This window comes from Bosea sp. BIWAKO-01 (genome assembly GCF_001748145.1).
Taxonomy (GTDB): domain Bacteria; phylum Pseudomonadota; class Alphaproteobacteria; order Rhizobiales; family Beijerinckiaceae; genus Allobosea.
Map to the genome: position 1 here is coordinate 1243584 of NZ_BCQA01000001.1, position 12239 is coordinate 1255822.

Below are 12239 nucleotides of genomic sequence, written 5' to 3' on the forward strand. Positions count from 1 at the left end.
TGACATGCTGCGCGACGCGCCTATCCTTTAGGGCATGAGCAAGGCACCCCGCATACTGGCTGTCATCGCCCTCGTCGGGGCGGCTGGCGCCTGGTGGTATGGCCACCGTCCCGCCGAGACGACCGAGTTGGTCCTCTACGGCAATGTCGACCTCAGGCAGGCCTCGCTGGCCTTCAATGGCAGCGAACGCATCGCGGCGATCCTTGTCGAAGAGGGCAATGTCGTTCGCAGCGGGCAGGTCCTCGCGAAACTGGATACGAGCCGACTGCAACCGCAGATCGACCAGATGGAAGCGACAGTCGGAGCCCAGAAGGCCGCACTCGATCGGTTGCGCAACGGTAGCCGCCCCGAGGAAATCGCCCAGGCCCGCGCCAACCTGGAATCGGCCAGGGCGGATTTGGTCAACGCCGCTGCGCAATATGAGCGGCGGCGCGCCTTGTCCGCGAATGTCGTCAGCCAGCAGGATCTCGATGCCGCCAAGGCGCTTGCCGAGACCTCCAAGGCAAAACTCGATGTCGCAAAGAGTGCGCTCGACCTCACTCTCGCCGGCCCACGCTCGGAGGACATCGCGCAGGCTGACGCCCAGCTACGGGGCAGCCAGGCGCAGCTTGCGCTCGCCCGGCGCCAATTGGTCGATGCGCAGCTGCTTGCTCCCTTCGATGGCGTGGTTCGCTCGCGGCTGATGGAACCCGGCGAGATGGCCTCGCCCAGCCGCCCGGTGCTTTCCCTGGCGATGACCGGCACGAAATGGGTGCGGACCTATGTGGCTGAGCCGAAGCTCGGGCAGGTTCGTTCCGGCATGCGGATGCAGGTCACCACGGACAGCTTTCCGAACCAGCCGCTCGAAGGCTGGATCGGCTTCATCTCACCCGTTGCCGAGTTCACGCCGAAGACCGTGCAGACCGAGGACCTGCGCACCAGCCTCGTCTACGAAATGCGTGTCTTCGTCGAGGACCCCCAGGACAGGTTGCGTCTTGGCATGCCGGCCACCGTCAGGCTGCTGCCGGGCACTGAGGCTGCAGTCGCCAACCGCGCTGCCGCGCCCGAGACCGGGAAGGCCGAGCCATGACCCCGGCCGCGCCCGCCTCACCCGTCACGGCGCGGACCCTCCACAAGACGTTCCGCCGTGCGACCGGCGAAACCGTCAAGGCGCTCGACGATGTCTCCTTCGAGGCCGGGGGCGGCACGCTGACCGCCCTCGTCGGCCCCGACGGTGCCGGCAAGACAACATTGCTGCGCCTGATAGCCGGGTTGATGAAACCCGATGAGGGTATGCTCGAGGTTCTCGGCATTGTCGTTGCGGACGATCCCCAGGCCGTCCAGGACCGCATCGGCTACATGCCGCAGAAATTCGGGCTCTATGAGGATCTGAGCGTCCAGGAAAACCTCGATCTCTATGCCGATCTGCACGGCGTCAGCGCCGACCAGCGCAAGCAGATCTATCCTCGCCTCTTCGAGATGACCCAGCTCGGACGCTTTCGCGAGCGGCTGGCCGGAAAGCTGTCCGGCGGCATGAAGCAGAAGCTGGGGCTCGCCTGCACCCTCGTCCGCGCTCCCGAACTGCTGGTGCTGGACGAGCCGACTGTCGGCGTCGACCCACTGTCGCGGCGTGAACTTTGGGCGATCGTACTCAAGCTGGTGCACGAGGACGGTCTCACCGTGATCGTCAGCACCTCCTATCTCGACGAGGCCGAGCTCTGCGACCATGCCGTCGTCATGCATGCCGGCAAGATGCTGGCGCAGGGCACGCCGAGCGAGATCACAGCGAAGGCTGAAGGCCGCACCTTCATCATCGAGACGCCCGAGGGAATGCCGGCACGTTCGCTGCAGGCACGGTTGTTTCAGCAGGACGGCGTCATCGATGCCGTGCCCGAAGCCGGGCAAGTGCGCGTCGTGCTTGCCGCTCCGAGCGGAACCGGCGCCCTGCCCCTCGGCGACGGCACGCTTCGGCATCGCCGCGTGCCGCCGCGTTTCGAGGACGGCTTCATGGTGCTGTTTGCCGCCGTCGCGGAGCGCACACGCACCAGTGCCGTGACGCTCGGCCAGCCCACCTCCCCGGGTTCCGGCGCCATGGCGGTCGAGGTCCAGGACCTCGTCCGCACCTTCGGCGATTTCACCGCTGTCGATCATGTCAGCTTCCAGGTGCGAAGCGGCGAAATCTACGGGCTTCTCGGCCCCAATGGCGCCGGCAAGAGCACAACGTTCCGGATGCTCTGCGGGCTGCTGCCGGCCTCGCACGGCACGCTGCGTGTCGCCGGCGCGGATTTGCGGACATCGCGCGCGGAAGCACGGCGCAGGCTTGGCTATGTCGCCCAGAAATTCTCACTCTACGGCCAGCTGAGCGTCGACGAGAATCTCGATTTCTTCGCCAGCGCCTATGGGCTGCGTGGCCGGCGCAAGGCCGACAGGATCGCCTGGGCGAAGCAGCAATTCGAGCTCGACAGCTTCTCCCGGCTGCCGAGCGGGCAATTGCCCGGCGGCTTCAAGCAGCGCCTCGCGATGGGGACCGCCCTGCTGCACGAGCCGGACATCCTCTTTCTCGATGAGGCGACAAGTGGCGCCGATCCGATTGCGCGACGCGAGTTCTGGGGGCGGATCACCGCGCTCTCCGAGCAGGGCGTCACCGTGATCGTGACCACGCATTTCATGGAGGAAGCAGAGTATTGCGACCGGATCATCATCCTCGATGCCGGGCGCAGCCTGGCGGAGGGCACACCGGCCGAGATCAGGGCCCATGCCACGGCCCAGGACGGACGCCAGCCAACGATGGAAGATGCCTTCATCGCCATTATCGAGAGATCGCGTGACGGGCCTGCCGAGCAGAGGCCAGCAGCATGACCGCGGCAACTCCACAAACCGGCGGAATGGCAAGGCTACGCCGCATCGTGGCGCTGATCCGAAAGGAAGGCTGGCAGGTCGTGCGCGATCCGAGCAGCATCGCGATCGGCGTGATCATGCCGATGCTGCTGCTCGTGCTCTTCGGCTACGGGCTTTCCTTCGACGTCAAGAACGTACCGGTCGCGATCGTGATGGAGGACATCTCGGCCGAGGCGCGCGGCGTGGCGTCGAGCTTCGAACTCTCCGACTATTTCAACGCGGTGCAGGTCAAGACCATGGCCGAGGCCGAGCGGATGATGCTCGAGAAGCGCGTCAACGCCATCGTCCGTATCCCGCCCGATTTCGCGCGCCGGATGGAGCAGGGCACAGCCGAGATCCAGGTGCTCGTCCATGGCACCGACGCCAATACCGCCCGCATCTCGCTCGGCTACGCTCAGGGAGCGGTTGCGACCTGGATGGCGCGCGAGGCCGCGATGGGCCGCATCATCGCCGGTCCGCCAGTTTCGATCGAGAGCCGGCTTTGGTTCAACGACGCCAATAACAGCAGCTACTTCCTGGTTCCCGGCCTGATCGTGCTCGTGATGACGCTGATCGGTGCGCTGCTCACCGCGCTTGTCGTCGCACGAGAATGGGAGCGCGGAACCTTCGAGGCGCTGTTCGTCACGCCGGTACGCCCCGGCGAAATCCTGCTCGGCAAGACCGTGCCCTATTTCATCCTCGGCATGATCGGGCTCGCTCTGTCTATCCTCGGCGCCAAGCTGCTCTTCGGCGTGCCGATCCGGGGTTCGCTCTGGCTGCTGGTTGCCGCATCGATGCTCTATCTGATCGTCGCGCTCGGCATCGGCTTGCTGATCTCCTCGCTGACCAGGAGCCAGTTCGTCGCGAGCCAGATCACAATCATCGCCACCTTTCTCCCGGCGATGATGCTGTCCGGCTTCATGTTCGACATCCGCAGCATGCCGGCAGCCATCCAGGTGATCACGCATATCTTCCCGGCGCGCTATTTCGTCAGCGTGCTGCAGACCCTGTTCCTCGCCGGGGACATCTGGCCGGTGATCCTGCCGAATGCAGCGGTGCTGGCCGTCATGGCCGCGGTGCTGATCGCGCTTGCGATCCGCGCGACGCGCAAGACCATCGGGTGAGGTGGCCATGCTCGACACGCTGCTGCGCATTCTCGCTCTGATCCGCAAGGAACTGCTCGCGATCCTGAAGGATCCGAAGAGCCGCATCTCCCTGATCGCCCCGCCCGTTCTGCAGTGCCTGATCTTCGGTTATGCCGCGACCTATGACCTCAACAATGTGCCCTATGCGCTGCTCGACCACGACCGCAGCGCAGTCTCGCGGGCGCTGATCGCGCGCCTGGACGGTTCCGGCACCTTCACGCGCGTCGCCACGCTCGACGTCGAGCGCCAGATCGCCGACATCATCAACGACCAGCGCGCCTTGCTGGTGATCACCATTCCCGACGATTTCGAGCGCGGTCTGCAGGCCGGGGCGGCGCCCGCCGTGCAAGTCATCGCCGACGGGCGTAATTCCAACACTGCGGGCACCGCGCAAGCCTATGTCAGCCAGATCGTCACCGGCTTCGCAGCCGACTGGCAGAATTCACAGGGCCAGCCCGGCCCACCCGTTCGGATGACCACACGGGCCTGGTACAACCCCACCCTCGAGACGCGCTGGTACATGGTTCCGGCCCTGATCGGCACAATCACCATGATGATGACGATGATGCTGACCGCGATGTCGGTGGCGCGCGAGCGCGAGGAAGGCACGTTCGATCAACTGCTGGTGACGCCGTTCCGGCCCTCGGAGATCATGGTCGGCAAGGCCGTCCCCGCCATGATGATCGGGCTCACCCAGTCGACGCTGATCCTGCTGGTGGCGCAGCTCTGGTTCCAGATCCCGTTCTCCGGCAGTTTCGCTATGCTCTATCTCGGCCTCTTCCTGTTCCTCGCGGCATCGGTCGGGATCGGCCTCTTCATCTCGTCCATCGCGAGTAATATGCAGCAGGCGATGATCGGCTCCTTCGTCCTGCTGATGCCCTTCATGCTGCTCTCGGGCCTGACGGCGCCGATCGGCAACATGCCCGAGATCCTGCAGTACTTCACCCTGATCAATCCGCTGCGCTACGCCATCAGCATCACGCATCAGATCTATCTGGAGGGCGCCGGAATCAGGCAGCTCTTGCCGGAGATGCTGGCGCTCGTCGCCATTGCCGCCGTGACACTGCCCTTCGCCGCCTGGATGTTCAGGAACCGGCTCGTCTGAGCCGATGGCGCCAAGGCATCCGCCCGGAAAGTGGATCGCGGTTTTCGGGGACGCCGATGCAATCGGAGAAGATCGGATCCTCGCGCCGGATATGATGTCCGGTCGGAGGATCTAGCCGCCGGTGCGCAGCACGGAGAACTCCGCTCGCCGCCCCGGCGCGATCCGGCCATGGCTGGTGGACAGGCCGAGAAAGGCTGCCGGCGTTGCGCTCGCCATCGCCAGGGCCTGCTCAAGCGTGGCGCCACCGTGCCGATATGCATTGAGAACCGCGGCATTCATGTCGAGATGGGCGCCGGCGAGGCGGCCCTCCGCATTGACGAGCCGGCCGCCGCTGACATGGATCGTCTCGCCGAAGAGTTCGAAGGCATCCCTGTCGGCGCCGATCGTCGCCATCGCGTCGGTGACCAGCATCATCCTGTCCGGCCCGATCGCGCGGAACGCGGCCTGGAAGGATGGCCAGGCGACGTGATGTCCGTCCGCGATGATTCCGGTGGTGAGCCCCATACCCGACATCACCGAACCGACCACGCCCGGCTCGCGCGAGCCGAGCTGCGACATGGCGTTGAACAAATGGGTGGCACCGCTCATACCCTCGGCATGGGCCGCCGCCATCTCAGCCGCGCTCGCGTTGGAATGGCCCACACAGACCTTGACGCCACGCGCGACCAGCGCGCGGATGAAGCCGGACGGCACGCATTCCGGTGCGAGCGTCACCAATGTCACGCCGGCAGAGCCGAGCGACGCCAGCAGGTCGACATCCTCCGGCTCCGGCCGCAGGAGATTGGCGACCAGATGCGCGCCACGACGCTCGGGGTTGATGAAGGGGCCCTCGATGTGAAGGCCGAGAACGCCCGGCACAGCTCGTGCCATCGCTTCGCGTGCGGCTTCGATCGCCTTCGCAATATCTGCCCTGCTGGCGCTGATCAGGGTTGGCAGGAGGAACCGCGTGCCGAAGCGGGCATGGGCAGCGCTGATCGCAGCTATGCCGTCGCAGCTCAACGTATCGTTCAGCATGACGCCGCCACCGCCATTGACCTGAACATCGATGAAGCCCGGCGCGAGCACGGCATCGTCCGGCAGTTCCTCGATCACGCAGTCCGGCTGCGCGCTTGACGGCAGCATCTCGGTGACGATCCCATCCTCGGCGATGACGAGGCGATCCGGCCAGATCCGCTCGCCATCGAACAGGCGCCGCGCGCGCCAGCCCTGCCGCCGCGCTGCCATCACAGTGTCTCCGTGACCTTGACCAGCCCCGGAGGGCGGTCGACATCGCGACCAAGCCGCACCGCCTCGGCTTCCAGCGCGCGATAAACAGGCGCCAGCAGCGCGATCGCGTCGAGCGCCGGGTCGCCCGCTGCCAGTCCCGGGAGGGTCGGCCGCAGCCCGCTTCCCGAGAAGATCGACGCCCCCTCGCGACGGAGCGTCGCCAGAGCCTCCTCAATGCTGTCCGAAACCTCACCGCCGGCATTGAGGCCGAGGATTGGATGCTCGCTCCGGATCGCCGCCTTGGGACCGTGCAGGACTTCTGCGGAGCTGAACGCCAGCACGGGTACGCCCAGGACTTCGGCTGCCTTGAGCGCGGCCTCGCGCGCCGGACCCAGCGTCAGACCGCGCCCGATCACGAAACCCGCCGGTGCGTCGGAGAGCTGGCGCGCCCAGGCAGACCAGTCGAGTGTGAGCGCCTGGGAAAGACGTTCGGGAGCCGACTGCGCAGATGTCGCGAGTGCGGCGTCCCTGCTCAGCCGCGCGACCAGCAGCATGCCGGCCAGCATCGTGTTCACGACGGTCTTGGTTGCGGCCACGGCGAGCTCGGGACCTGCCGCGATCGGGATGACATGGCGGCAGGCCCGCGCGGCAGGGGAATCGGGATCATTGACGATGGCGACCGTTTGCGCCCCGGCCACTGTCGCCTGCTGGGCCGCCGCCACGAGATCGGGGCTGCGGCCGGACTGCGAGATCAGGATATAGAGCGCCTCCTTGAGACGCGGGCTCGCGCCATAGCGCGTCACCACCGATGGGGCCGCAGCAGCAGAGCTCAAGCCCAGGCGGGTCTCGATGAGATAGCGCAGATGCGTGCCTGCATGGCCGGAACTGCCGCGGCCACTGACGACGACATGGCTGACGCGGGGCATCTGCAACGCCTCGACGACGCGCGCAATCTCGCCTTGCCCCTCCTGCAGAAGCCGCGCCGCGGCCTCGGGGATTTCTGCGATCTCGGCCGACATGCGGGAGCGGGTTCGATCCTGCGGTGTCACGATTGCGGCCCCATCGCTTCGCCCTTCAAGGTCGCGACAAAATCATAGCGATCGCCGCGATAGGCCGAGAGCGTGAACTCGACCGGCTTGCCATTGCCGAGAAACGCGCGGCGTTCGATCCTGAGCAGTGCGCTGCCCGCCGGAATACCGAGATGCTTCGCCTCGTCCGCCGTCGCGAGACCGGCATGGATGCGCTGCACGCCATGGGCTGGCGCTGCGCCCCTCTGGGCGAGCGCAGCATAGAGCGAGGTCTCGATCAGATCCGGTGACGGCAGGATGGTGGCCGGCACGACGGCGCATTCGATCGCCAGCGGCTCGCCATCGGCTGTCCTGACCCGCATCAACCGGACGACCGTGTCGCTCGGCCCGAGACCGAGCGCCATCGACTCCTGGGGCTTCGGCCGCGCCAGCTCCTTCGACAGCCAGATCGAACCCGGCCGGCCGCCGCGGTTCTCGATATCGGTCGAGAAACTCGCCAGGACCGAGAGCGGCTGCTCCATGCGCGAGGCGACGAAGGTGCCCGAGCCATGCCGTCGCGACAACGCGCCGCTGCGAATGAGCTCGTCAATGGCATTGCGCACGGTGACCCGGGCATAACCGGTCAGCTGGGCGAGATCGCGCTCGGAGGGAACGGCATCGCCGGGAAGGAAGACCTCGGTCTCGATCAGCCGGGACAAAGCGCCGGCGAGCCTGAGATAGCGTGGCGTCGGGTCGTCTCCGGCGAGCGCCTGAAGGATCGCCTGCTGCTTGGCCGGCATCGCTTCGGGTACAGCCTCGGACACGCCCTCGCGCGGACGCCGCGGACCGCGTCCGGGTGAGGTTTCGCTCACGGTGCCGCCCTGGGAGGCGCCTTGGCCGGCTCGTTCGTTCCGACACCGAGATCGAACAGGGCCAGGCGCAGATTGCCGTGATGGCGCGCGAGCAAGGTCTCGGCAAAGGCAGCCTCGGCGCCGCTTGCAAGCAGCACCGCGCGCTTCACATCGCCGCCAGCGCGGTCGAGGTGGCGGGCGGCGGCCTCCATGCCGCATCCGGTGATCATGTCGACCATCTGCGCGGCCCGCAGCCGGAGCTTGGCATTGGTCGCGCGCATATGAACCATCAAGCCGCGATAAACCCGGCCAAGACGAATCATCAGCAGCGTCGAGAACAGGTTGAGCACGATCTTCTGGGCGGTGCCGGCCTTCATCCGGGTCGAGCCCGCAACGACCTCTTCTCCGGTTTCGGTGAGGATGCCGAGATCGGCCGTGCGCAGCAGCGCCGAGCCGCGGTTGTTGGCGACGCCGATGGTCAGCGCGCCGCGGGCCTTGGCCTCGCCGATGGCAGCGAGCGTGTAGGGCGTGCGGCCGCTGGCAGCGAGACCGATCACGACGTCGTTCGGCCCGACATCGGTGCGGCGCATCGCGCCCGCGCCGTCATCGACCGAATCCTCGGCATTCTCGACGGCGTGGAGGATCGCCTCATCGCCGCCAGCGATGGCGAAGGCCAGTCGCTCTTCCGGCCAGTCGAAGGTCGGGGTCAGCTCAGCGCCGTCCTGTACGCCGATGCGGCCCGAGGTGCCGGCGCCCGCATAGATCAGGCGTCCACCGGCCTCGAGGCGCGGCACAGCCGCGGCAACGGCTTCCGCGATCGCCGGCAGGGACGAGGCAATGGTGGCGACAGCTGCTAGCTGGCCTTCGTAAAGCGCCTTGAGGATGTCGAGGTCGCCCCAGGCATCAAGTTCTCGAAAGCGCGCGCTGACATCTTCAGTCGCCATGGATATCCCCTCGTGACCAGACCAAAATAAGTCCACTTTAGCCCAGTAGCAAGCGAGGAACCGACAGGGAAGAGATGTTTCGACCGGAAGCCACGCTTCCTCTGCAAGTGCACCTCGTTTTGTCCGTTGGCGAACCGGTCATGCCGGCCCGGCTCTCACCGCACGAAGGCAAGGCAAGCCAGCGGATCGCGCTGCCACTGCCAGAGCATCTGGGGCGACGCAGATCGATCGCGCCCTCTCGGACAGCGGACGCAACGCAACCAACCGCTTTGGGGAAGGCGTCCTTGCGGCGGGCAGATCGCCCCCAAAAGTGCGCCGCGCGTGTAAAAATTAGTTCGGCAGATTGAGCCGACCGCCCGTCAGCGGCTCCGGCACGCCGGTCGTGCCGGGCAGGCTGAGCGGCAGGCCCTTGACCGAGCGGATCGCGAGGTAACCGAAGGTCTGTGCCTCGATGACATCGCCAGCCCAGCCAGCAGCCTCGACGGGCTCGACCGGCACGCCGAGGCGCTCATGCAGCCTCGCCATGAAGTGGCTGTTCAGGCGGCCGCCGCCCGTGACCAGCCAGCGCCTCGGCACCTTCGGGACAAGACGCAGCGCGGCGACCACGCTTTCCACCGTGAAGGCCGCAAGCGTCGCGGCGCCATCGGCATCGGAGAGAGCCTCCACGACCTTGGCACGCCGATGAAAATCATTGCGATCCAGCGATTTCGGTGCCGGGCGATCGAAGAACGGGTTCGTCATGAAGTCAGCCACGAGATCCTCGCGCACCTGTCCACTCGCCGCCAGCGCCCCGCCAGCATCGTATTCACGGCCCAACCGCCGCAAGACGAAATCGTCAAGGATCGCGCTGGCCGGACCGGTGTCGAACGCGATGACATCGTCGCCGTCGATATAGGTGACATTGCCGACGCCACCGAGGTTCAGCACCATCACGGGCTGCTCCAGCCCCTGCGCCAGCGCACGGTGATAAAGCGGCGCGAAGGGGGCCCCCTCGCCGCCGGCCGCGACGTCAGCGTAGCGGAAACGGTCGACGGTCGGGACGCCAAGCGCTCTTGCAACAGCCGGCCCGTCAATGAGCTGGCGGGTGAAGCGGATTTCCGGCCGGTGATAGACGGTCTGGCCATGCAGGCCGACGAGGTCGATGCCCTGCGGATCAAGCGCCTGTTCGGCCATGAAGCGCCTGACCGCATCGAGATGGGCGGCTGTCACCGCCGCCTCCAGCTCGAGCAACGGTTCCTTGACCGCTCGTTCGGCCTCGGCAATCAGAGCCTGAAGTTCACGTCGCGTCTCTGCCGGATAAGGGTAGGAAGCGCCGGCGCCGAAGCGGAGCGTCTCGCGGCCATCGCTCTCGACAATGGAAACGTCGATCGCGTCCATCGACGTGCCGCTGATCACACCGATCGCGGTCAGTGTCTGCTTGGCCAGATCGCGCATCTTCCGTTCCCTAATGCCCATGGCAAGCTTCAAGGCTTGCACTGGCTCTAGGCGATCGGCTAAGCGTTGTCCAGATTGGTCCTTAAGTGGTCCATATGCGAAACTGATCGCACGAGCGCCCAAGAATGCGCCGTCTGCCAGGAGGGATGGGCCATGTATCGCGCCATGAAGCAGGGTTCGGGACTACGCCGCGCGTTGCGCAGCAGCATCGCTGCCACGGCCTTCGCGTTGATCGCCGGTGCTGCGTCCGCCCAGGTGCTCGAGGTCGCCGTCGAGGCTTCGCCCGCAGGGCTCGATCCCCATATCGTGACGGCCTTCGCCTCGTCGCAGCTCGTGCTCGGCCCGATCTATGAAGGACTGACCGCGCTCGACAAGGACCTCAACATCATCCCCGGCCTGGCCCAGTCCTGGACCGCGTCCGCCGACGGCAAGACCGTGACCTTCAAGCTCCGCTCCGGCGTGACCTTCCATGACGGCAAGCCGATGGAAGCGGAAGACTCCGCCTCGTCCTTGCGGCGGGTGCTCTCCAAGGATGTCGGCTCGCCGCTCGCCAGCCGCCTTGGAGCGCTGGAAAGCGCAACCGCCGTCGATGCGACCACGCTCGAGCTCAAGCTCAAGGAGCCGTCGGCCCCGCTGCTCGCTTCATTGACCGGCATCGCGATCGTCCCACGCGGGCTCGAGGGCAACAAGGACGCGCTGCAGCGCGCGCCGATGGGTACCGGCCCGTTCAAGTTCGAGGAGTGGCAGCCGAACGGCTTCATCCGCCTCGCCAAGCATGCCGGCTACTGGAATGCGGCCGAGGTGAAGCTTGCGGGCGTCAAGTTCAACTTCGTTCCCGAAGCGGCCACGCGCCAGGTCGGCATCGGCAATGGCCAGTTCGCGCTGCTGCCGCATATCGATGCAGCCACCGCGCTCCAGCTCAAGGGCAAGCCCAGTGTGGCGATCCGCGAGACGATGGAGCTCGCCTACACGCTGATCGGCATGAATGTCTCGAAGCCGCCCTTCGACAATCCGAAGTTGCGGGAGGCGCTGAACTACGCCCTGAACCGCAAGGAGATCATCGACGCTGCGCTGTTCGGCAGCGGTGCACCGGCCGCACCGCTGCCCCCCGTGCTGAAGGACTGGGCGGTCGATGTGAAGGACCTGCCCTGCTACACACATGATCCGGCCAAGGCTCAGGCCCTGCTCAAGGAAGCCGGCATCGCCACGCCGGTCTCGGTCAGCATGACGATCCTGCCGCGGCAGGACATCCGCGACATCGCCCAGGTCGTGCAGCAGCAGCTCGGCAAGGCCGGCTTCAAGGTCGAGCTGAAGAACCCCGAGCTCGGGCAGTTCGTGCAGGACTGGCGCAACTCGAACTTCGACCTCTTCGCCTCGACCAATGCCGGCAGCATCGAGCCGGACGATTATTTCTACCGCGCCTTCCGCACGGGCGGATCGACCAACGTCTTCAAGTACAGCAACCCCGAGCTCGACGCGCTGCTCGACAAGGGCCGCGCGACGCTCGACAAGCCTGCGCGGCAGGCGGCCTATCGCGACGCACAAAAGATTCTCGGGTGCTCGGGCCCCGCGGCTCATATCGCCTATCCCACACTGTTCAGCGCCGTGCGCGGCAACCTGCAGGGCTATGACATCTACGCCAACCGCTCGCTGGTCTCGCTCGGCCGCGCCAGCCTGCGCTGATCCGGCAC

General features: G+C 66.4%; 10 protein-coding genes and 1 pseudogene. 6 read left to right on the forward strand and 5 right to left on the reverse strand.

Going from position 1 to position 12239, the window contains the following annotated elements:
- Nucleotides 1-34: 34 nt before the first annotated feature.
- From BIWAKO_RS05650 to BIWAKO_RS05665, 5 genes and pseudogenes are all read left to right on the forward strand, one after another.
- Nucleotides 35-1069 (forward strand): HlyD family secretion protein, encoded by a 1035-nt coding sequence (locus tag BIWAKO_RS05650; protein ID WP_069877702.1) that lies wholly within the window; start codon nt 35-37, stop codon nt 1067-1069.
- A gap of 104 nt (nt 1070-1173) precedes the next feature.
- Nucleotides 1174-1524: pseudogene (locus BIWAKO_RS37545) on the forward strand (ATP-binding cassette domain-containing protein); the annotation flags it as partial.
- Nucleotides 1513-2838: an ATP-binding cassette domain-containing protein gene (locus BIWAKO_RS05655; protein WP_465247424.1), complete on the forward strand. Its 1326-nt coding sequence runs from the start codon at nt 1513-1515 to the stop codon at nt 2836-2838. The pseudogene BIWAKO_RS37545 and the gene BIWAKO_RS05655, both read left to right, overlap by 12 nt.
- Nucleotides 2835-3980 carry an ABC transporter permease gene (locus tag BIWAKO_RS05660; RefSeq protein WP_201788608.1) on the forward strand — a complete coding sequence of 382 codons (1146 nt, stop codon included), beginning with the start codon at nt 2835-2837 and terminating at the stop codon, nt 3978-3980. Before BIWAKO_RS05655 ends, BIWAKO_RS05660 begins: the two co-directional genes overlap by 4 nt.
- A 7-nt stretch (nt 3981-3987) precedes the next feature.
- A complete protein-coding gene (locus BIWAKO_RS05665; RefSeq protein WP_069877705.1) occupies nt 3988-5106 on the forward strand; it encodes an ABC transporter permease in 1119 nt (372 codons plus the stop codon).
- 111 nt (nt 5107-5217) lie between these two features.
- Here BIWAKO_RS05665 and nagA read toward each other — a convergent pair whose 3' ends face one another.
- The 5 genes from nagA to BIWAKO_RS05690 all read right to left on the reverse strand — a co-directional run bounded on the left by nagA (nt 5218) and on the right by BIWAKO_RS05690 (nt 10548).
- On the reverse strand, nt 5218-6330 hold the full coding sequence (nagA, locus tag BIWAKO_RS05670) for an N-acetylglucosamine-6-phosphate deacetylase (RefSeq protein WP_084651175.1): 1113 nt from the start codon (nt 6328-6330) through the stop codon (nt 5218-5220).
- A complete protein-coding gene (locus BIWAKO_RS05675; RefSeq protein WP_069877706.1) occupies nt 6330-7331 on the reverse strand; it encodes an SIS domain-containing protein in 1002 nt (333 codons plus the stop codon). The genes nagA and BIWAKO_RS05675 overlap by 1 nt, the downstream gene beginning before the upstream one ends.
- A gap of 26 nt (nt 7332-7357) precedes the next feature.
- Entirely contained in the window at nt 7358-8191 is an 834-nt protein-coding gene (locus BIWAKO_RS05680) for a GntR family transcriptional regulator (RefSeq protein WP_201788609.1), read from the reverse strand.
- Nucleotides 8188-9114, reverse strand: coding sequence for an N-acetylmuramic acid 6-phosphate etherase (locus tag BIWAKO_RS05685; RefSeq protein ID WP_069877708.1), 927 nt, complete (start codon nt 9112-9114; stop codon nt 8188-8190). The genes BIWAKO_RS05680 and BIWAKO_RS05685 overlap by 4 nt, the downstream gene beginning before the upstream one ends.
- A gap of 330 nt (nt 9115-9444) precedes the next feature.
- Nucleotides 9445-10548, reverse strand: coding sequence for an anhydro-N-acetylmuramic acid kinase (locus BIWAKO_RS05690; protein ID WP_069877709.1), 1104 nt, complete (start codon nt 10546-10548; stop codon nt 9445-9447).
- A 153-nt stretch (nt 10549-10701) separates the two neighbouring features.
- Between BIWAKO_RS05690 and BIWAKO_RS05695 the strand changes: the two genes are divergently transcribed.
- Nucleotides 10702-12231: an ABC transporter substrate-binding protein gene (locus tag BIWAKO_RS05695; protein WP_244523366.1), complete on the forward strand. Its 1530-nt coding sequence runs from the start codon at nt 10702-10704 to the stop codon at nt 12229-12231.
- Nucleotides 12232-12239: the final 8 nt, after the last annotated feature.

What these genes read in the sequence shown, in the direction of transcription:
- BIWAKO_RS05665 (WP_069877705.1), top strand. Translation starts at nt 3,988, where the DNA reads ATGCTCGACACGCTGCTGCGCATTCTCGCTCTGATCCGCAAGGAACTG.
- BIWAKO_RS05695 (WP_244523366.1), top strand. Translation starts at nt 10,702, where the DNA reads ATGTATCGCGCCATGAAGCAGGGTTCGGGACTACGCCGCGCGTTGCGC.
- BIWAKO_RS05685 (WP_069877708.1), bottom strand. Translation starts at nt 9,114, where the DNA reads ATGGCGACTGAAGATGTCAGCGCGCGCTTTCGAGAACTTGATGCCTGG.
- nagA (WP_084651175.1), bottom strand. Translation starts at nt 6,330, where the DNA reads ATGGCAGCGCGGCGGCAGGGCTGGCGCGCGCGGCGCCTGTTCGATGGC.
- BIWAKO_RS05690 (WP_069877709.1), bottom strand. Translation starts at nt 10,548, where the DNA reads ATGCGCGATCTGGCCAAGCAGACACTGACCGCGATCGGTGTGATCAGC.
- BIWAKO_RS05660 (WP_201788608.1), top strand. Translation starts at nt 2,835, where the DNA reads ATGACCGCGGCAACTCCACAAACCGGCGGAATGGCAAGGCTACGCCGC.
- BIWAKO_RS05650 (WP_069877702.1), top strand. Translation starts at nt 35, where the DNA reads ATGAGCAAGGCACCCCGCATACTGGCTGTCATCGCCCTCGTCGGGGCG.
- BIWAKO_RS05655 (WP_465247424.1), top strand. Translation starts at nt 1,513, where the DNA reads ATGAAGCAGAAGCTGGGGCTCGCCTGCACCCTCGTCCGCGCTCCCGAA.
- BIWAKO_RS05675 (WP_069877706.1), bottom strand. Translation starts at nt 7,331, where the DNA reads ATGTCGGCCGAGATCGCAGAAATCCCCGAGGCCGCGGCGCGGCTTCTG.